At 73.6% G+C, this 18920-nt stretch carries 17 protein-coding genes and 1 pseudogene; 9 read left to right on the top strand and 9 right to left on the bottom strand.

What is annotated here, in order from left to right:
- Positions 1-54: 54 nt before the first annotated feature.
- Both FFT21_RS07095 and FFT21_RS29585 read right to left on the bottom strand, forming a co-directional pair.
- Entirely contained in the window at positions 55-507 is a 453-nt protein-coding gene (locus FFT21_RS07095; protein WP_137812951.1) for an FHA domain-containing protein, read from the bottom strand.
- 305 nt (positions 508-812) lie between these two features.
- Positions 813-971 carry a hypothetical protein gene (locus FFT21_RS29585; protein ID WP_153816540.1) on the bottom strand — a complete coding sequence of 53 codons (159 nt, stop codon included), beginning with the start codon at positions 969-971 and terminating at the stop codon, positions 813-815.
- Positions 972-1033: 62 nt separating this feature from the next.
- Between FFT21_RS29585 and FFT21_RS07090 the strand changes: the two genes are divergently transcribed.
- Entirely contained in the window at positions 1034-1873 is an 840-nt protein-coding gene (locus tag FFT21_RS07090) for an SDR family NAD(P)-dependent oxidoreductase (RefSeq protein ID WP_137812950.1), read from the top strand.
- 11 nt (positions 1874-1884) lie between these two features.
- Here the strand turns inward: FFT21_RS07090 and FFT21_RS07085 are convergent, their stop codons facing one another.
- Positions 1885-3270, bottom strand: a complete 1386-nt coding sequence (locus tag FFT21_RS07085) for an alpha/beta hydrolase (protein ID WP_225978157.1) — start codon at positions 3268-3270, stop codon at positions 1885-1887.
- Between the two features lie 119 nt (positions 3271-3389).
- Between FFT21_RS07085 and FFT21_RS07080 the strand changes: the two genes are divergently transcribed.
- Both FFT21_RS07080 and FFT21_RS07075 read left to right on the top strand, forming a co-directional pair.
- On the top strand, positions 3390-4313 hold the full coding sequence (locus FFT21_RS07080; protein ID WP_137812996.1) for an NAD-dependent epimerase/dehydratase family protein: 924 nt from the start codon (positions 3390-3392) through the stop codon (positions 4311-4313).
- On the top strand, positions 4310-6598 hold the full coding sequence (locus FFT21_RS07075; RefSeq protein WP_137812948.1) for a glycosyltransferase family 2 protein: 2289 nt from the start codon (positions 4310-4312) through the stop codon (positions 6596-6598). The genes FFT21_RS07080 and FFT21_RS07075 overlap by 4 nt, the downstream gene beginning before the upstream one ends.
- Here the strand turns inward: FFT21_RS07075 and FFT21_RS07070 are convergent.
- On the bottom strand, positions 6507-7061 hold the full coding sequence (locus FFT21_RS07070) for a GtrA family protein (protein WP_225978156.1): 555 nt from the start codon (positions 7059-7061) through the stop codon (positions 6507-6509). The two genes, FFT21_RS07075 and FFT21_RS07070, sit on opposite strands and share 92 nt — an antisense overlap.
- 202 nt (positions 7062-7263) lie before the next feature.
- Between FFT21_RS07070 and FFT21_RS07065 the strand changes: the two genes are divergently transcribed.
- The gene (locus tag FFT21_RS07065; protein WP_137812947.1) at positions 7264-8427 is read left to right on the top strand and encodes an NAD-dependent epimerase/dehydratase family protein; all 1164 of its coding nucleotides are present in this window, start codon (positions 7264-7266) and stop codon (positions 8425-8427) included.
- Between the two features lie 13 nt (positions 8428-8440).
- Here the strand turns inward: FFT21_RS07065 and FFT21_RS07060 are convergent, their stop codons facing one another.
- The 5 genes and pseudogenes from FFT21_RS07060 to kstD form a co-directional block, all read right to left on the bottom strand.
- Positions 8441-9181: a type 1 glutamine amidotransferase gene (locus FFT21_RS07060; protein WP_225978155.1), complete on the bottom strand. Its 741-nt coding sequence runs from the start codon at positions 9179-9181 to the stop codon at positions 8441-8443.
- A gap of 172 nt (positions 9182-9353) precedes the next feature.
- The gene (locus tag FFT21_RS07055) at positions 9354-10283 is read right to left on the bottom strand and encodes a dihydrodipicolinate synthase family protein (RefSeq protein ID WP_137812945.1); all 930 of its coding nucleotides are present in this window, start codon (positions 10281-10283) and stop codon (positions 9354-9356) included.
- Positions 10284-10494: 211 nt separating this feature from the next.
- Positions 10495-10665: pseudogene (locus tag FFT21_RS07050) on the bottom strand (MFS transporter); the annotation flags it as partial.
- A gap of 84 nt (positions 10666-10749) precedes the next feature.
- Positions 10750-11058 (bottom strand): EthD family reductase, encoded by a 309-nt coding sequence (locus FFT21_RS07045; RefSeq protein ID WP_137812944.1) that lies wholly within the window; start codon positions 11056-11058, stop codon positions 10750-10752.
- A gap of 220 nt (positions 11059-11278) precedes the next feature.
- A complete protein-coding gene (kstD, locus tag FFT21_RS07040) occupies positions 11279-13015 on the bottom strand; it encodes a 3-oxosteroid 1-dehydrogenase (protein ID WP_137812943.1) in 1737 nt (578 codons plus the stop codon).
- A 203-nt stretch (positions 13016-13218) separates the two neighbouring features.
- Between kstD and FFT21_RS07035 the strand changes: the two genes are divergently transcribed.
- The 5 genes from FFT21_RS07035 (at position 13219) to FFT21_RS07015 (ending at position 18917) form a co-directional block, all read left to right on the top strand.
- Positions 13219-14016, top strand: coding sequence for a 2-keto-4-pentenoate hydratase (locus tag FFT21_RS07035; RefSeq protein ID WP_225978154.1), 798 nt, complete (start codon positions 13219-13221; stop codon positions 14014-14016).
- Positions 14013-14924: an acetaldehyde dehydrogenase (acetylating) gene (locus FFT21_RS07030; RefSeq protein ID WP_137812942.1), complete on the top strand. Its 912-nt coding sequence runs from the start codon at positions 14013-14015 to the stop codon at positions 14922-14924. The genes FFT21_RS07035 and FFT21_RS07030 overlap by 4 nt, the downstream gene beginning before the upstream one ends.
- 17 nt (positions 14925-14941) lie before the next feature.
- Entirely contained in the window at positions 14942-15985 is a 1044-nt protein-coding gene (gene dmpG, locus FFT21_RS07025; RefSeq protein WP_137812941.1) for a 4-hydroxy-2-oxovalerate aldolase, read from the top strand.
- A 10-nt stretch (positions 15986-15995) separates the two neighbouring features.
- Positions 15996-17600 carry an FAD-binding protein gene (locus FFT21_RS07020; protein ID WP_137812940.1) on the top strand — a complete coding sequence of 535 codons (1605 nt, stop codon included), beginning with the start codon at positions 15996-15998 and terminating at the stop codon, positions 17598-17600.
- A gap of 105 nt (positions 17601-17705) precedes the next feature.
- Positions 17706-18917 carry a glycoside hydrolase family 64 protein gene (locus tag FFT21_RS07015; protein ID WP_225978153.1) on the top strand — a complete coding sequence of 404 codons (1212 nt, stop codon included), beginning with the start codon at positions 17706-17708 and terminating at the stop codon, positions 18915-18917.
- The last annotated feature ends 3 nt before the right edge of the window (positions 18918-18920 follow it).

Here is an 18920-nt window from a genome sequence, read left to right as displayed (position 1 = left end):
ATCGCCGATCCGCCACTGGAGTGGCGGATCCGCGGCCACGGCGGGTGATCGCCGTCAGGACCCGCGGACCCGGAAGGCGAGCCGGAAGGTGCCGATGCGCACCTCGTCGCCGTCGGCGAGTTCGGTCGGGTCCTCCACCGGACGCTGATTGACGTAGGTGCCGTTGAGCGAACCGGCGTCGTCGATGGTGTAGCGCCGCCCGTCGTGGTGTAGCTCGGCGTGGTTGCGGGAGACGGTGATGTCGTCCAGCACGATGTCGCAGTCCCGGTGCCGACCGATGGAGACACCCGCCTCGGTGATGGGGAAGCGGGTGCCCGCATCCTTGCCGCGCACGATGATCAGCTGTGCGGGCACGGCGAGATCGTCCATGTCCGGCAGGGACCGGCTCGGGACCGCGCCGTCGGCGGCGTCCTGCTTGGACGGGCGGGTGCGCTCCTGGGCGGGATGGTCGATCCGTCCGGTGACCGGGTGCTCCGGGTCCGGGTCGACGGTCCGCGGTGGGTTCATGGTGGCGTCCCGGAGGATGGGGCCGGTCGTCCCGGAACGGCCGGCCACGCCTGCTCTCTGTCGGCCAGGGTAGGCGCATTTCCGCAGGACGGCGGGCCGTTCCGGTCCGACGCCGCGGAACGGTCCCGGGCCGTACCCGGTCGGCCACCCAGCGTCGGCGCCCGGCTGGCGCACGTGGATCACCGGGACCGGCCCGCCCATCTGGCTCGTGGTGGACGGCCGCTCCGCGATTCCCGGGCACGGCAAGATCGTCTCGACCCGCCTGCTCACCCCGTACGCGTCCGGTGTCCTGCTGGACCGGCGGTTCAGGGTTCCTCGCCGGCCGCGCGGTGTGGCGCGGCTGCGTCGGTGCCCCGGACCCGGAGCGGGCCCTGCGCGAGGACGCTGTCCCGCGCCTGCGCCGCCTGGTCGACGTCGTCGACCGGGTGGTCGGCGCGGCGGGCCCGCCAGGGTAGGTCCGCCACGAGTCGGGTAACCGGCCTGTGCTATGCCTGCCGGCACACCCTGAAACCAGACGGGAGTCGCCATGCAGCCGCCGTGCCGGACCGCGTTGATCACCGGGTGCAGCAGCGGGATCGGCCACGCGCTGGCCGAGCAACTGGCCGCGCGGGGTCTCACGGTGTACGCCACGGCCCGCGACCCGGAGACGCTGGCCGACCTCGCCGCCCGGGGCATCCGCACCGACCGGCTGGACGTCACCGACCCGGACAGTGTGGCGGCCGTGCGGGACCGGCTGCGTGCCGCGGGTGAGCGGGTCGAGCTGCTGGTCAACAACGCCGGCTACGGGCTCATGGGACCGGCCGTCGACATCGACCCGGCGGAGCTGCGCCACCAGTTCGAGGTCAACGTGTTCGGGCTGCTGCGCACCACCCAGGCGTTCGCGCCGGACATGGCCGACGCCGGCGGCGGCCGGGTGGTCAACGTCAGCAGCATCTCCGCGGTGGTTCCCACCCCGTTCGCCGGCGCCTACTGCGCCAGCAAGGCCGCGGTCAGCGCGCTGTCCGACGCGCTGCGGATGGAGCTGGCCCCGTTCGGCGTCCAGGTGATCACCCTGGAGCCGGGCGGGGTGCGGTCCCGGTTCGGGGACACCGCCCGCGACCGGCTCGCCCTGCGGGACGGCTCCCGGTACGCGTCCATCACCGAGGCGATCGAGCGGCGGGCGTCGGCATCGCAGGAAGGTGCCACGCCCACCGGCGAGTTCGCCCGCGCGGCCGCCGAGGCGATGCTGCGCCCCCGGCCGCGCGCGGTGGTCCGGCTGGGCGCGCACAGCCGGCAACTGCCATTGCTGAAGCGGCTGCTGCCAAACCGGGTGCTGGACGCGGTGATGGCCCGCCGGTTCGGCCTGCACCAGCTGAACCCCCGGTAGTCCGGGGCCGGTCAGAACCGCCGGAGGTGGGGCCGGGCGATCGGGGGCCGCAGTGCGCCCGGCGGCCGGGCGTCGGGCCCGGCGGGCTGGCCCAGCACCGTGCGACCGTGCGCGGCCGGCGGGACGGCGCTCGGCGGGACGGCCGGCGGGGTCGGGGTGACACCGGGCAGGCCGAGTTGCTGCGCGAGCCACGGCAGCGCGTCGGCGAACGCGGCCGAGCCGAGCTGCCAGTCGTGCTTGCCCGGCCGCTGCTGCTCGTGGGTGAGGATGCCGACCCGGGCGGCGGCCGCGGCGAGCTGGTTGGCCTGCCGGATGTGCGACGCCTCGGCGTCGCCCTGCTCGAACCAGCCGGACACGTTCCGGTAGGGGCCGTGCGCGCGCATTACGGTGAGCGGGTCGTTGGCCGCCCATGCGGCCGCGTTCCCGCCGTAGAGCTTGGCGATGGTGCTGGCCCGGTCCCCGATGTTCGGGCCGAGATCGCCGGAGATGTCCTCGAAGTGGTCGAACACCTCGGGGTGCGTGACGGCCAGCGTGATCGCGCAGGTGCCGCCCATCGACCAGCCCACCACGCCCCAGTTCCTCGGGTCCGGGGAGGCCCCGAAGGTGGCCGCGACGAACGGCGGAATGTCCTTGGTCAGGTGGTCCTGGGCGGGCCCGGCGAGGCCGTTGACGCACTCGGTGTCCACCCGGAACCCGCCGGTCGCGTCGACGAACACCAGGATGGGCGCCCACCCGCCGTGCTGGGCGGCGAACACGTCCGCGGTCTGCACCGCGTTTCCCGCCCGCACCCAGTTGGTCGGCTCGGCGTACTCGCCGCCGATCATCTCCAGCACCGGCAACTTCGGCCGCTTCACCGCGTTGAACCACACCGGCGGCAGGTACACCAGCTCCTGCCGGTGCCGGAAATGGCTGGCCGTGTCTGGAATGTCCACTGTGACCAGCCGGCCGGCGCGGACGCCGCCACCCACCGCGGGCAGTTGCGCGACGTTGACCTGCCCCGGCAGCGGCTGGCCGCGCAGGTCGGCCAGGGCGTCGCCGACGGTGGGGTAGTAGCCGACGAACTCGTTCAGCCGCACTCCGGCGGCCAGCGCGGTCAGCACCACGGCGAGCGCCGCGACCGTGCGGCGCCACCAGCGCGCGCCGCGCCAGCCGAGCGCGGCCACCCCGGCCGCGCACAGGCAGGCCCCGACCCAGATCCAGAACGACGCCGGTAACGGCTCGCGCACCGTGGTCTGCACGGCGAGCATCGCGGCCCCGGTGCCCGCGGCGCCCACGGCGAGCACCAGCGGCACCAGCCGCATCCGCCAGGTGCGGTTGCGCCAGCCCGTGCCGGCGAGGAGTACGGCGGCCGCGGCGGCCTGCACGGCCCACGGCAGCCACCCATGCAACAGGGACACGTTGCCAGTGTGCCCGTGATCGTCACCATCGCGCCGCCCGCCCCGCCCGGGCCCGGGCATGGGAAAACGGCAGGTAGCTTGATGGGGTGACCACGGCAGGGGCGGCGGGCCGGGCGCGGATGCTGGTGACCGGCGGCTGCGGGTTCATCGGCCGCGCGGTGGTGGCCGCCTTCCGGCGGCGGGACATGCTCGTCACGGTCGCCGACCGCCGACCGTTTCCCGCCACCGATCCCGGGGTGATCAGCGTGGTCGGCGACCTCACCGAGGCGGCGGTGCGCGACGCGGCACTGCTGCCCGGCACCGCCGGCGTGGTGCACCTGGCGGCGGTGACCTCGGTGCTGCGCTCGGTGGCCGACCCGGCGCGCACCTACGCGGAGAACGTCGCGGTCACCCAGGACCTGCTGGAACTGGCCCGGCAGCGTGGCGCGCACCGCTTCCTGCTCGCCTCCACCAACGCGGTCACCGGCGACGTGGGCACCGCGACGATCACCGAGGACGCCCCGCTGCGGCCGCTCACGCCGTACGGCGCCACCAAGGCGGCCTGCGAGATGCTGCTCTCCGGCTACGCGCACGCCTACCAGATGGCCACCTGCGCGCTGCGGTTCACCAACGTCTACGGGCCGGGCATGGCGGAGAAGGACAGCTTCGTGCCCCGGCTGATGCGGGCCGCCCTGGCCGGCGAGGGCGTGCAGGTGTACGGGGACGGCACCCAGCGGCGGGACCTGGTGCACGTGACCGACGTGGCCCGCGCCGTGCTGCTGGCCGTCGAGCGGGAGTACACCGGGACGGCGATCATCGGCGCCGGCCGGTCGGTGTCCGTGCTGGAACTGGTCGACGCCGCTCGGGCGGCAACCGGCTGCCCGCTGCCCGTCGAGCACGTGCCCGCCAAGCGCGGCGAGATGCCGGCGGTGGTGGTGGACATCTCCCGGGCGCGCGCCGCGCTCGGCTACCACCCCACGATGGCGCTCGCCGAGGGGCTGACCACGGTGTGGCAGGACTTCCGCGCCGGAACCCCGGCCGCGGCGCCGGGACCGGCCCGGTGACCGTCGAGGAGCGGGCGCTCCCGTCGCCGGTCGCCGAGCGCGCCCGCCGGTCCGCGTGGTTCGCCCGGCACCGGGTGTTCCTCATCCTGCTCGGGTTCGGGCTGGTGCTGCGCGTGCTGGTGTGGCTGGCCTACCAGCCGGCGCTGCTGTACGTGGACTCCTTCCACTACCTGGCGAACGTGGGGCCGCTGCGGCCCGACCAACTCGACCCGATCGGCTACGACCTGCTGGTGCTGCGCCCGCTGCTCGCCGGCGGGCTGCGCCTGGTCGCCGCCGTACAGCACCTCGCGGGACTGGGCATGGCGGCCGCGCTGTACGCGCTCGGGCTGCGCCACGGCGCGCGGCACTGGCTGGCCGCGCTGGGCGCCGCGCCCATCCTGCTGGACGGCTACCAGTTGCAGATCGAGCAGAACATCCTCTCCGACACGGCCTTCGAGGCGCTGCTGGTGGCCGTGCTGTGGCTGGCCGCCGGCCGCGGCGCGCCCCGCTGGCCGAGGGCGGGCGCGGCCGGGCTGGCGCTGGCCGTCGCCGTGCTGGTCCGGCTGGTCGGCATCACGCTGATCGTGCCGCTGCTCGGGTACCTGCTGGTGGCCGGCGGCGCCCGGCGGGACCGGGCGGCGCGGCGGCGGGCGTGGAGCTCCGCCGCGGCCGCGCTGGCCTGCTTCGCCGCGGTGCTCGGCGGGTACGCCGCCTACTTCCAGGCGCAGACCGGCCGGTGGGGGCTCTCCCCGTCGTCCGGCAACGTGCTGTACGGGCGCACCGCGCAGGTCGCCGACTGCTCGCGCCTCCGGCTGGACCCGGTCACCGCGCAGATGTGCCCCGGCCTGCCGCTCGGCCGGCGTCCCGGCGTCGACGTGTACGCGCACCGCGACGGCGATCCGAGCTGGCCCGCCTACCTGCCGCCCGGTACGACCGTGACCGACCTGCAGCACGCGTTCGCCGTCGCGGTGCTGCGCGCCCAGCCGCTGGACGTGCTCGGCGGGGTGCTGACGGACTTCGCCAAAGGCTTCGCGCCGACGCGGACCACCGCGCCCGGAGACGTGCCGGTGGAGCGCTGGCAGTTCCAGACGGATTACCCGCGCTACCTGGACGACGCCACCACCCGGGCCGCCACGCTCGCCCACGACGGGACCCCGCCCGAGGTGAACCGCCCGCTGGCCACCTTCCTGCGTGGCTACCAGCGCGGCGCCGGCTACACCCCGGGGCCGCTGCTCGCCGCGGCCGCCCTGCTCGGCCTGGCCGGCGGGTTGGCGCCCGGCCGGGCCCGCCGCAGCGGCATCCGCTCGGCCACCCTGCTGGTCACCGCCTGCGGGCTGGGAGTACTGCTCACCGCGGCCGCGTTCGAGTTCTCCTGGCGCTACCAGCTTCCCGGGCTGGCCCTGCTGCCGCTGGCCGGCGTGCTCGGCGCCACCGCCCTGGGTGGCCCGCTCCGCCGGCCCGCACCGCCCCGGCCCCGCGCCCGCCTCGCCGACTTCCCCGACCCGACCGACCTGGCCGCGCTGCGCGACTTCGCCGACCGGTACGGCGAGCCGCGGTTCGCCCCGGTGCTGGTGGTCGTCGCCGCCTACAACGAGGCGGTCGGGCTGGGCGCGGTGCTGGACGCGATGCCCACCCACTGCCTGGGCCTGTCGGTGGACGTGCTGGTCGTGGTGGACGGCGCGACCGACGGCACCGCCGAGGTGGCGCTGGCGCACGGCGCCTACACCTGCGTCGCGCCGCGCAACCGGGGCCAGGGCGCCGCGCTGCGCCTCGGCTACCGGCTGGCCGAGCGGGGCGGCGCCCGCTACGTGGTGACCACCGACGCGGACGGCCAGTACGACAACGCGGAGATGCCCCGGCTGGTGCGGCCGCTGGTGGACGGGGACGCCGACTTCGTCACCGGATCGCGGCGGCTGGGCCGGGAGGGCGCCACCAGCCGGGTGCGGTGGCTCGGCGTGCGGGTGTTCGCCGTGCTGGCCAGCGTGCTCACCGCGCGCCGGATCACCGACACCTCGTTCGGCTTCCGCGCCATGCGCTCCGACCTGGCCGCCGCCACGGTGCTGCGGGAACCCCAGTACCAGTCCGCGGAACTGCTGCTCGGCGTGCTCGCCGGCGGCGGCAGGGTGCTGGAGGTTCCCGCCACGATGCGGCCCCGCCGCGCGGGCCGCAGCAAAAAGGGCGGCAACCTGCGCTACGGCGCCAACTACGCGCGGGTCATGCTGACCGCGTGGGCGCGGGGCTGGTTGCCGCGCCGCCGGGTGCCGGCCCGCGCCGGAACACCAGCCGGTCCAGCACCGCGAACTTGACCACGAACATCACCGCGTAGCTGCTCTGGTAGGTCACGCCGAGCAGCACCGCGCGTACCGGGCGGGCGTGCACCAGCGGCTCCACGAGATGGCCCACCGCGATGGTCAGCGCCACCGCGACCAGGCCGTTGGCGACGATCACCGCGACATACGGCAGCAACTCACCGCGCACCGGCGGCCGGCCCCGGCGGCGCCACGTCCAGTAGCGGTTGAGCAGGTAGTTCGGCACCGCGCCGGCCACGAAGGCAAGGACACCGGCCACGCCCGCGGTGGTCCGGCCCAGCCCGTACAGCCCGGCCAGGGTGAGTTGGCTGGCCAGGGTGGACAGCGCGGACGCCCCGGCGTACCGGGCGAAGCGCGGCACCAGCCGGTCGCCGCGGACCATGACGGCCACCCACCGCGCGATCCCAGACCCCCCGGCTTGCCGCGCCCGCCGTTCGCCGGCCTCGGTGCTGACCGCCATACCGCCATCCTGTCGTCCCGGCCGGTCGTCCCGACCAACGCGCCGGCGAATCTTCAGGGAATTTCCAGCCTCCGTCGACACGGCTCACAACTGGCGCGGGTTAGCTCCCACGGTGGTTGATCTTTTTCGGCCACGGGTCGCTTGCCGGGCCCGCTCGAACACGGCACATCGGTCGCTGTGCGGACCGGAAAGGGCGGGAATTGTGCGCGTTCTGATTCTCGGGGGAGACGGCTATCTCGGTTGGCCCACGGCGCTTCACCTGTCCGACGCCGGGCACGAGGTCGCGGTGCTGGACAACTTCGTGCGCCGCCAGTACGACCACGAACTCGGCGTGCGGAGCCTGGTGCCGATCGAGCCGCTCCGGGCCCGCCTCGACGCCTGGCACGAGGTCTCCGGCAAGCGGCTGACCAGCTACGTCGGTGATCTCCTCGACGCGGAGTTCGTGGCGGCGACGATCCGCGGGTTCCGGCCGGATGCCGTCGTGCACTTCGCGGAACAGCGCTCGGCGCCGTACTCGATGATCGACCGGAAACACGCGGTCTACACCCAGCACAACAATGTGATCGGCACCCTCAACCTGCTCTTCGCGATCGCCGAGGAGAATCCGGACACGCACCTGGTCAAGCTCGGCACGATGGGGGAGTACGGCACGCCGAACATCGACATCGAAGAGGGTTGGCTCGATATCACGCACAACAGGCGCACCGATCGCGTGCTCTATCCCAAAAAGCCCGGTTCGTTCTACCACCTGAGCAAGGTCCACGATTCGCACAACATCGAGTTCGCCTGCCGCGCGTGGGGACTGCGGGCCACCGACCTGAACCAGGGCGTGGTGTACGGCCAGCAAATCCCGCAGACCGCCCGCGATCCCCGACTGGCCACCCGGTTCGACTACGACGCGGTCTTCGGCACGGTGCTCAACCGGTTCGTCATCCAGGCCGTGCTCGGCGAGCCGCTCACCGTGTATGGCTCCGGCGGGCAGGTCCGGGGCCTGATCGACATCCGGGATACCGTGGAGTGCATCCGGCTCGCCGTCGAGCATCCGGCCGAGCCCGGTGAGTTCCGGGTGTTCAATCAGTTGACCGAGGCGATGTCGGTGCTGGAGATGGCCAAGGTGGTGGCCAACCAGTTCCCCGGGCCGATCGAGGTGGAGCACCTGGCCAACCCGAGGGTCGAGCAGGCGTCGCACTACTACAACGTCCGGCACACCGGGCTGGTGGAGCTGGGCCTGCGGCCGCACCTGCTCTCCGACACGCTGCTGGAGTCGCTGTTCCGCATCGCCAAGGAGCACCGGCACCGGGTCGACCGGGCCGCGCTGCGCCCGACCGTGCGGTGGCGGCGCACCAGCAGCCCGGTGCGGTCCTGACCCCGCGCCCCGGCTACGTGGTGACCGGCCGGTGCCGGAGGCGTTCGTGGCGCAACGCCTCGATCTCCTCCAGTACCAGCGGGGCGAGCCGGTGCCCGGTGGCCCAGCCCAGCAGCAGATCGGCCAGGTCGGGGTTGCGGGCCAGCACCGGGCCGTGCAGGTAGGTGCCGACCAGCCGGCCCTGCACCGCACCCTCGACGTCGTCGACGCCGTTGCCCACCCCAGTGACCACCCGGCCCAGCGGGCCGGCGGCGGGGCCCAACCGCGTGGCGCCGGCGTGGTTCTCGTACCCGGTGATCGCCCGGATGCCCAACCCGGGCGCGGGGTCGACGACGACCTCGCCCATCGCCCGCCGAGGCATCGGCCGGGTGACCGCGTCGAACAGGCCGGCCCCGGGATGCATCGTGCCGTCCGGGCCGGCGAACCCGGTGCCCAGGAGCTGGAAACCGGCGCACACTGCGAGCACGGTCGCGCCCCGGGCGACGGCCCGGGACAGCCCCGGGTCGGCCCGCAGCCGCCGCGCCGCGGTGAGCTGCCCGCCGCCCTCGGCGCCGCCCACCACGTAGACGTCGCAGTCGGAAGGCACCGGGGTGGCGCCGGTGACCTCGACGAGTTCGCAGCCGATGCCGCGCCAGCGCAGCCGCTGGACGAGGACCACCGCGTTGCCGCGGTCGCCGTAGCCGCCGACGAGTTGCGGCAGGACCAGGGCGATGCGCACCTGCGACGGCTGGTGGGCGGCGGGAGATACCGGCACGGTCGGCTCCAGACAGGTCATCGGGGAACAACTGCCGTCCCCAGAATTCCCGGCGTACCTGGGGAGAACCTGTACGTCCGGCGAGAGAACTCTAGGTACCTGCCGGCATCCCGGTGAAGCGCCGCTGGCCGGCCACCCCGGGGTGACCGGCCAGCGGCACAGGTGGCGGGAGCTATCCGGCCATCCGCATCTCCGGTGACCCCAGCCCCCAGGACTCGAGCAGCTCGCCGATGCGCCGCCGGGTGGGCTCGTCCACCGGGTGGCTCGGCGGGCGCACGGTCCGCCGGCACAGGCCGAGCTGAGCCAGCGCCTCCTTGACCACGCTGACGTTGTTCTCCGACTCGCCCTCCGCGCGAAGCTCCTCGAACGGGCGCGCCGACTCCCACACCCGCATGGCGGCCGGGTAGTCGCCGGCCCGCAGCGCGGCGAGCATCGACAGCGACAGCTCCGGGTGCACGTTGACCAGCCCCGAGGTGAAGCCGGTCGCGCCCACCGCCCAGTAGCCGGGCGCGGCCAGCTCAGCCAGGCCGGCGATCCACACGAAGCGCCCCAGCCCGGCGTCCCGGGCGACCGAGGCGAACCGCACCGGGTCCGGCACCGCGTACTTGACGCCGATCACGTTGGGTGCCAGCTCGCCCAGCCGGGCCAGGTGCGCCCCGCCGATCCGCGGGTTGCGCAGGTAGAGCAGGACACCCAGGTCGGGGACCGCGCCCGCGATCGCCCGGTGGTACTCCACCCAGTCGTCCTGGGAGGCGTAGGGGTGGACGGGCTGGTGCACCATGATCGCCTGCGCGCCCGCCCGCCGGGCGTGCCGGGCGGCGGCCACCGCCTCCGGCACCGACCCGCCGACGCCCGCCACGACCGTCGCCCCGGACCCGACGGTGCGCATGGTCAGTTCGACCACCCGCCGCGCCTCGTCGGTGCCGAGGGCGTAGAACTCGCCGGTGTTCCCGTTCGGCGTGACCACGTCGACCCCGGCGCCGACAATGCGTTCCATTACCCGCACGCATGCCGGCTCGTCCACCGCGCCGTCGCCGTCGAACGCGGTGACCGGGATGGCGACCACGCCCGCCAGTTTCTCCGCCAGCTTGTCCAGACTCATTCGGTGCCTTTCTCGTCGGAACCCGCCCCGCGACGCCGGGGTCGTCTCAGTGCCTGTTCCGCGAACGCGCGCCGCGATCGCGTCGCCGGGGCGGGACAGGGTCGTGGCAGTCCGGTTTGCCTGGCGAGGCGGCCCGCCCCCGCGATCGCGGGCTTCGCCCTGGCGCGTTCCCGTGCTCGTCATCGCAGGTCAGTCCACTTCCGGACAGCCGTCAGATCCCGGCGGGGGTGGCCGGTGCCGCGGAGGTGCGCAGGTGCGCGCGGGCCCGCAGGTCCAGCTCGATCTCCTCGAGGCTGCGGCCCTTGGTCTCCGGCACGAACCTGGCCACCAGCGCGAACAGCACCACGCCGATCGCCGCGAAGATCCACGCCGAGTAGGCGAGGCCGAGCGACTCAGCGTGATCGAGCCGCGACGACCGAGCAGGTCGCTCACCCGCCCGGCGATCGCGGCGCCGAGGCTGCGGCGCTTACGGTTCGCGAACGGGGTAGTGCATGACCACGGCCCCTCCGGTGGCGTAGTTGGGCACGTCCGCCTGCACCGCCCGGCCCTCCGGCGAGGCGAACGCCGCGGCCATCGCGTCGGCGTCGTCGAAGTCGCCCTCGAAGATCGCGAAGTAGGGCGAGTCGGCGCCGCCGAAGGCGGACACGTCGAAGCTGTACCGCATGGCCCGCAGTCCGGGCAGCTTGGCCACCAGCGGCAGGTGGGTGCGCTCGTAGTGCTCCTTGAACGCCTGGCGGTCCTCCGGTTCCGGGTACAGCACCACGACCTTGTGCATCGCCTACCCCTGCCTTCCGATCCGTTGCCTCGGTGCGGCGAGTATGGCGCACCGAAAGCCGGGTCGCACCGGGTTCACCGGTCGCCGCTCGCCGCGGCCAGCAGGGTGGCGGCCGCCGTCCTGGCGTGCGTAGCCGCATCCCGCCTGCCGGTGACCGCCGCGGTTGGTGATCGCGCCGTCGAGCAGCAGCAACTGGTCGGCCGGTGACCGCCGCCCGGGTTCATGCCCGGCGCGTTGGCCCGGGGCGCCGTGCGGGCTCGGCGGCGACCTGGGCGCGGGCGGCGATGTCCAGCGCGGCCAGGTAGCCGAAGGTCATCGCGGGCCCGATGGTCGCGCCGGCGCCGGCGTAGGTGTGGCCCATGACGGCGGCGCTGGCGTTGCCCGCCGCGTACAGGCCGGGGATGACGGTGCCGTCCTCGCGCAGCACCCGGGCGTGCGCGTCGGTGCGCAGGCCGCCCTTGGTGCCCAGGTCACCGGGCACGATCCGGACCGCGTGGAACGGAGCCTGCTCCAGCGGCGCCAGGCTCGGGTTGGGCAGCCGCGGGTCGCCGTAGTAGTGGTCGTAGGCGCTCTCGCCGCGGTGGAAGTCCTCGTCCCGGCCAGCGTGGGCGAAGCCGTTGAACCGCCGCACCGTCGCCCGTAGCTCGTCGCCGGGAACGTCGATGAGCCGGGCCAGGTCCTCGATGCTGCCGGCGCTGTACACCGCGCCCGCCTTGTACCAGCGGCCCGGGAAGCGCTGCCGCGGCGGCAGCCCGGCGAACGTGTACCGGTTGCGGTAGCGCTGGTCGGCGATCAGCCAGGCCGGGATGTGCGAGACGCCGGTCTCGTTGCCGGCGTACATCGCATGCACCGCGTCCACGTACGGCGCGGCCTCGTTGACGAACCGGCGGCCGGCGGCGTTGACCATGATGCAGCCCGGCAGCGTCCGCTCGGACAGGCAGAAGTACGGGCCGCCGGACAGCGGGATCGACGGCCCCCACCACGCGTCCTCCATCAGCGCCACCGCGGCACCCAACCGCTGGCCCGCCTCGATGCCGTCTCCGGTGTTCTCCGCCGCACCGACCGTCCACTCGGTACCGATCGGCTTGCGCTGGTACTGCTTGCGCATGCGCTCGTTGTGCTCGAACCCGCCGGAGGCGAGGATCACCCCGTGCCGGGCCCGCAGCAGCACCTCGGCGCCGTTGCGCAGCACCACCACGCCGGCCACCCGGCCGGCCTCGACGTGCAGGTCCACCAGCGGGGTGGCGAGCCACACCGGCACCCCGGCACGTTGCAGGCCGGCGCGCAGCCCGGCGGCCAGCGCCTGCCCGAGCGCGAGCAGTTGCCGGCGGCGGGCCAGCGAGACGATCCGGCGCAGCGACACCCGGGCCGCGGTGAGCATGCCCCGCGGGTGCCGGGCGATCAGGTTGAGCCACCTGTACTCGGCCGCGGTCACCGTCATGCCGCTCGGCGGGGCCACGTACGGGGGGTTGAGCTTGGCCAGTTCCGCGCCAAGCACCCGGCCGTCCAGCGGCACCGGCTCCACGGTGCGGCCCTCGGCGAGGCCGCCGGGCGCCTCGGGGTAGTAGTCCGAGTAGCCGCGCACCCAGGTGAACCGCAGCGGGGTGTGCGCGCATACGAAGGACAGCATCGCCGGGCCGGCCGAAAGCAGCGCCCGCCGGTGCTCCGCCGGTACCAGGTCGCCGACCAGGTGTTCCAGGTACCGGCTGGCCAGTTCCGGGCTGTCCGGGGCGCCGGCCCGCCGCAGCACCTCGTTGTTCGGCACCCAGAGACCGCCGCCGGAGCGTGCGGTGGAGCCGCCGAAGTGGGCCGCCTTCTCCACCACCACGGTGCGCAGGCCGGCGTCGGCCGCGGCCAGCGCGGCGGTCATGCCGGCGGCACCGCTGCCCACCACGACGACGTCGAACGTGGCGTCCCCGGCGCGGTCCTCGGGGAGTCCGGGCGCGTTCCCGGTCATGGCACCTCCTTGCCTCGACGGCTTGCGCCGATCATGGAAACTCCCGGGCTCGGTACGACTGAAACAGGTTATAGTTCAGTCGCCGTGAAATGCTACGGTTCCCATAGACAGTGTTCCCCCGGAACGGTTGGATAGCTTGAGGAACCTGTTACACGTCTTGGTGGAGGCGCCGGTGGGTGCGGGGTGCGACCGAGGGAGTTGCGGTGCTCAGCGCTGAGGAGCGGGCGACGGCCGCGGAGGCGCTGCGCACCGCCGAGCGGAACCGCACGCCCATCGAGCCGCTGGTGACGAAGTTCCCGGCGATGGACGTGGTGGACGCCTACGAGATCCAACTGGTCAACATCCGGCGCCGGGTGGCCGGCGGCGCCCGGGTGGTCGGCCACAAGGTCGGGCTGTCGTCGAAGGCCATGCAGCAGATGATGGGCGTGGACGAGCCCGACTACGGCCACCTGCTCGCCGACATGGAACTGTCCGAGGACACCCCCGTCCCGGTCGACCGGTTCTGCTACCCGCGCGTCGAGGTGGAGGTCGCCTTCGTGCTCGGCCGCGACCTGCCCGGCGACGGCTGCACCGAGGACGACGTGCTGGCCGCCACCGGGGCGCTGGCTCCCGCGATCGAGCTGATCGACAGCCGGATCCGGGACTGGCGGATCAGCCTGCCGGACACCGTCGCGGACAACGCCTCGTCCGCCGCGTTCGTCCTGGGCCGGGGCCGGGTACCACCGTCCGATGTGGACGTCTGCGGCATCGACGCGGTGCTGTGGCGGGGTGCCGAGCGGGTCGCCGAGGGACGTTCGGACGCGGTGCTGGGCAACCCGGTGACCGCGGTCGCCTGGCTGGCCCGCAAGGTCGCCGGGTTCGGCGTCCGGCTCGAAGCCGGGAACGTGGTGCTGCCCGGATCCTGCACCAGGGCCATCGACGTGCGGCCGGGTGACGCCTTCCGCGCCGAGTTCGCCGGCCTCGGCGCGGTGTCGCTGACCTTCGATCGGGGAGAGACATGAGTAAGCGGGTATCGGCGGCGATCGTCGGGTCGGGAAACATCGGCACCGACCTGCTGTACAAGCTGCTGCGCTCGGAGTTCGTCGAGCCGAGGTGGATGGTCGGCATCGACCCGGCCAGCGAGGGGCTGGCCCGCGCCGCCAAGCTCGGGTTGGAAACCACCGCGGACGGCGTGGACTGGTTGCTTGCCCGGGACGATCGGCCGGACCTGGTGTTCGAGGCCACCTCGGCTTCCGTGCACCGGGCCAACGCGCCGTGCTACGCCGAGGCCGGCATCCGGGCGGTGGACCTGACCCCGGCGGCCGTCGGCCCGTACGTGGTGCCCCCGGTCAACCTCGGCGAGCACCTGGACGCGCCCAACGTCAACCTGATCACCTGCGGCGGGCAGGCCACCATCCCGATGGTGCACGCCGTCTCCCGGGTGGTGCCGGTGCCGTACGCGGAGATCGTCGCCTCGGTGGCCTCGGTGTCCGCCGGGCCGGGCACCCGGGCGAACATCGACGAGTTCACCAAGACCACCGGCCGGGGTATCGAGGTGATCGGCGGCGCCGAGCACGGCAAGGCGATCATCATCCTGAACCCGGCCGAACCGCCGATGATCATGCGGGACACCATCTTCTGCGCCGTCCCCGCCGACGCCGACACGGACGCGGTGGCCGACTCGGTCCACCGGATGGTCGCCGACATCGCCGGCTACGTGCCCGGCTACCGGCTACTGGCCGACCCGCAGTTCGACCCGCCGTCGGAGACCAGCGGCGGGCTCGCCCGGGTCTCGATCTTCGTGGAGGTTGAGGGCGCCGGCGACTTCCTCCCGCCGTACTCGGGAAACCTGGACATCATGACCGCCGCCGCGACCAAGGTGGGCGAGGAGATCGCCCGGACCCTGGCCACCGCCACCGCCACGGTGTGACGCCGCGAGGAGATGCCATGCTGCCGAAGACGTTCTCCGACACGCTGGACATCCGGATCACCGACACCTCGCTGCGGGACGGCTCGCACCACAAGCGGCACCAGTTCACCGCGGACGAGGTGCGTGCGATCGTGGCCGCGCTGGACGGTGCCGGGGTGCCGGTGATCGAGGTGACCCACGGCGACGGGCTGGGCGGCTCGTCGTTCAACTACGGCTTCAGCCGCACCCCCGAGCAGGAGCTCATCACCATCGCCGCGGAGACCGCCAGGCAGGCGAAGATCGCGGTGCTGATGCTGCCCGGCGTCGGGGTCAAGGAGGACATCGCCATCGCCCGGGACAACGGCGCCTCGGTGTGCCGGATCGCCACCCACTGCACCGAGGCCGACGTCGCGGTGCAGCACTTCGGGCTGGCCAGGGACCTCGGCCTGGAGACCGTCGGGTTCCTGATGATGGCGCACTCCCAGCCGCCGGAGGTGCTGGCCAAGCAGGCCCGGATCATGGTGGACGCCGGCTGCCAGTGCGTGTACGTGGTCGACTCGGCGGGCGCGCTGGTGCTGGAGCAGGTGGGCGAGCGGGTCGAGGCGATCGCCGCGGAACTCGGCGACGACGCGCAGATCGGCTTCCACGGGCACGAGAACCTCGACGTGGCGGTGGCCAACTCGATCATCGCGGCCCGGGCCGGCGCGGTGCAGATCGACGGCAGCACCCGCCGGTTCGGTGCCGGCGCGGGCAACACCCCGGTCGAGGCGCTGGTCGGGGTGTGCGACAAGCTCGGCATCCGCACCGGAGTGGACTTCTTCCGGATCGTCGACGCGGCCGAGGACGTGGTCCGCCCGGCCATGCCCGAGGAGTGCCGGCTGGACCGGCTGGCGCTGATGATGGGCTACGCCGGGGTGTACTCCAGCTTCCTCAAGCACGCCTACCACCAGGCCGAACGCTACGGCGTGTCCGGCGCGGAGATCCTCATCCGGGCCGGGGCGCGCAAGCTGGTCGGCGGCCAGGAGGACCAGCTCATCGACATCGCGCTGGAACTGCGGCGGGAAGCCGCCGCGAGTGCCTGAGGGAACCCCGATGGAGCAGCAGTGGGACGACGCGGCCGACGTGGTCGTGATCGGCTTCGGCGGTGCCGGCGCCTGCGCGGCGATCGAGGCCGCCGAGCACGGCGCGAACGTGCTCGCGATCGACCGCTACGGCGGCGGCGGCGCCACCGCGATCAGCGGCGGCATCGTCTACGCCGGCGGCGGCACGCCCTACCAGGAACAGGCCGGGTTCGACGACACCGTCGACGCGATGCTCGACTACCTGCGGCTGGAGACCGGCGACGTGGTGTCCGAGGCGACGCTGCGCCGGTTCTGCGCGGACAGCGTGGCCAACCTGGCCTGGCTGGAGTCGCACGGCGTGCCGTTCGAGGCAAGCCTGTGCCCGTACAAGACGTCCTACCCGACCAACCGCCACTACCTCTACTACTCCGGCAACGAGCTGGCCCCGCCGTACGCGGACAAGGCGGCCCCGGCACCGCGCGGGCACCGGGTGCGCGGCCGGGGCACCTCGGGCAAGGTGCTGGCGGCAAGGCTGCTGGCCGCCGCGCGGCGGCGTGGTGTCCGGGTGTCCACCCAGACCGCGGCGACCGACCTGGTCACCGACGAGACCGGCCGGGTGGTCGGCGTCGCCTGCCGGCGTGTCCCACCCGGCGCGGCGCGCGCGATGCACCGGCTGCTGTCCCGGGCCAACCGCAAGCTGAACATCTACTTCCGGCCCGCCGGCAAGCTGCTGGACCGGCCGCTGCGCCGGATCGAGGACCGTTACGCGGTGCCGTACCGGGTGCGGGCGCGGCGCGGCGTGGTGCTCGCCGCGGGCGGGTTCGTGTTCAACCGCAGGATGCTCGCCGCGCACGCGCCCGCCTACCGCGCGGGTTCCGCACTCGGCACGATCGGCGACGACGGCACCGGCATCCGGCTCGGCCAGCGCGCGGGCGGCGGCACCGGGCAGATGCACCGGGTGTCCGCCTGGCGGTTCTACAACCCGCCGCTGGCACTGGTCGAGGGCGTGCTGGTGGACCGGGACGGGCGGCGGGTGTGCAACGAGATGCTCTACGGAGCTACCGTCGGCGACCGGATCGTCAACCACCACGGCGGCCACGCGTACCTGGTCGTGGACCAGCGCATCCTGCGCGAGGCCAGGCGGCAGCTACCCGAGCAGACGCTGTGGTTCCAGCGGTTGCAGGCCACGTACCTGTTCACCGTAGGCCACGTTAAGGCGGACAGCCTGGAGGAGCTGGCCCGGCGCGCCGGCATCGACGCCGGCGGCCTGCGCGCCACCCTGGACGCGTACAACGCCGCGGCCCGCGCGGGGGAGCGGGACGCGATGGGCAAGGACCCGGACCACGTGCACCCACTGGCGCGGCCGCCGTTCTACGCGTTCGACTGCTCGCTGCGCACCCGGCGCGGCTACCCCTGCCCGATGATCACCCTGGGCGGGCTCACCGTGGACGAGGAGTCCGGGGCGGTCACCCGGGAGGACGGCACCGTGGTCCCCGGGCTGTACGCGGCCGGCCGCAACGCCGTCGGGGTGTGTTCGGAGTCGTACGTGAGCGGACTGTCCATCGCGGACTGCGTGTTCTCCGGCCGCCGCGCCGGCCGCGCCGTGGCGACCGCCGCCGGCCGACCATCGGCGTGAGCCGTTCGGATGTACCGCGCCCGTCGAACGCCGGCTTGCCCGGCCGGCCGTGAGAGCGCTCCCATAGACGTCGATCCGAGACAACGACGTCGAAGGGGTCGAACCGTGATCACCCGCAGGAACTTCCTCGGCGCCTCCGCGGCCGCCCTGGTCACCACGCTGGGCCGGCCGTCGGCCGGATCCCCCGGCATACCGCTGGCCGCCGCGGACACCCCGGGCACGCTGACCGTGGCGCTGGCCAACGAAACCGGGTCGGACACCGTCTACGCCTACGTCACCGGCCAGGACCCGAGCAACGGCAACGCGTGGATGCTGCTGCGCGCGGACGGCCGCACCGTCTACCACCCGCCGTCGCCCCCCGCGCCGGGCGCGCCGCTGGACGTGGACTGCGCGATCGCGCTGGGCGGCACCGGCGGCCCGGCCCGCACGATCGCCGTTCCGCACCTGGTCGGCGGCCGGATCTGGTTCTCCGTGGGCAAGAAGCTCACCTTCCTGGTCAATCCCGGCCCGGCGATCGTGATGCCCTCGGCGACCAACCGCTCCGATCCGAACATCGACGTCAGTTGGGGCTTCTGCGAGCTGACCTACGACACCACACAGCTCTACGCCAACATCAGCTTCGTCGACCTCGTCTCGCTGCCGATCGCGCTCTCCCTGGAGACTCCGCAGGGCACCCAGGTGGTGCGCGGGCTGCCGCGGGGCGGCCTGGACACCGTGTGCGGCGCGTTGCGCGCCCAGGGCGGCGACTGGGCGAAGCTCGTCGTCAACGGCCCGGACGACCGGCCGCTGCGCGCGCTCAGCCCGAACCAGGCCATCGCCGCGGACGGCTCGCTGTTCGCCGGGTACCTGGACGGCTACATCGACGCGGTGTGGCAGCACTACGCCGGCACCGACCTGGTCATCGACACGCAGTCCGGCTGGGGCACGGTCACCGGCCGGGTGTCGAACGGCACGCTCACCTTCCCGGGGGTCGGCGGCTTCGCCAAGCCGTCCACGCCGGCGGTGTTCAGTTGCAGCCAGCCGCCGTTCACCACCGGCAACGACGAGATGGGCAACCTCAGCGCCCGGCTGGCCGCCGCGTTCAACCGCACCACGCTGCTGGTCAACGCAAGGCAGCCGACCGGGGAGAACCCGGCCACGTTCTACCGGGAGCCGGCGACCAACCACTACGCCCGGATCGTGCACGCCACGCTGCCCGACGGGCTGGGCTACGCCTTCCCGTACGACGACGTGCACCCCGACGGGGTGGACTTCGAGGGGAAGGTGCAGTCCGCCCAGCCCGGCACGCTCACCGTCACCGTGGGATCACCTCACTGATGC

Origin of the sequence: Gandjariella thermophila, assembly GCF_005405885.1 — a bacterium.
Taxonomy (GTDB): Bacteria; Actinomycetota; Actinomycetes; order Mycobacteriales; family Pseudonocardiaceae; genus Gandjariella; species Gandjariella thermophila.
The sequence above is the reverse complement of the archived record's forward strand: the minus strand, read 5'-3'. Positions and strand labels throughout refer to the sequence as shown.

Coding starts and splice junctions, on each gene's coding strand:
- kstD (WP_137812943.1), bottom strand. CDS start 13,015: ATGACCGGGAACGCGCCCGGACTCCCCGAGGACCGCGCCGGGGACGCC.
- FFT21_RS07070 (WP_225978156.1), bottom strand. CDS start 7,061: ATGGCGGTCAGCACCGAGGCCGGCGAACGGCGGGCGCGGCAAGCCGGG.
- dmpG (WP_137812941.1), top strand. CDS start 14,942: ATGCTGCCGAAGACGTTCTCCGACACGCTGGACATCCGGATCACCGAC.
- FFT21_RS07030 (WP_137812942.1), top strand. CDS start 14,013: ATGAGTAAGCGGGTATCGGCGGCGATCGTCGGGTCGGGAAACATCGGC.
- FFT21_RS07095 (WP_137812951.1), bottom strand. CDS start 507: ATGAACCCACCGCGGACCGTCGACCCGGACCCGGAGCACCCGGTCACC.
- FFT21_RS07045 (WP_137812944.1), bottom strand. CDS start 11,058: ATGCACAAGGTCGTGGTGCTGTACCCGGAACCGGAGGACCGCCAGGCG.
- FFT21_RS07055 (WP_137812945.1), bottom strand. CDS start 10,283: ATGAGTCTGGACAAGCTGGCGGAGAAACTGGCGGGCGTGGTCGCCATC.
- FFT21_RS07020 (WP_137812940.1), top strand. CDS start 15,996: ATGGAGCAGCAGTGGGACGACGCGGCCGACGTGGTCGTGATCGGCTTC.
- FFT21_RS07090 (WP_137812950.1), top strand. CDS start 1,034: ATGCAGCCGCCGTGCCGGACCGCGTTGATCACCGGGTGCAGCAGCGGG.
- FFT21_RS07080 (WP_137812996.1), top strand. CDS start 3,390: ATGCTGGTGACCGGCGGCTGCGGGTTCATCGGCCGCGCGGTGGTGGCC.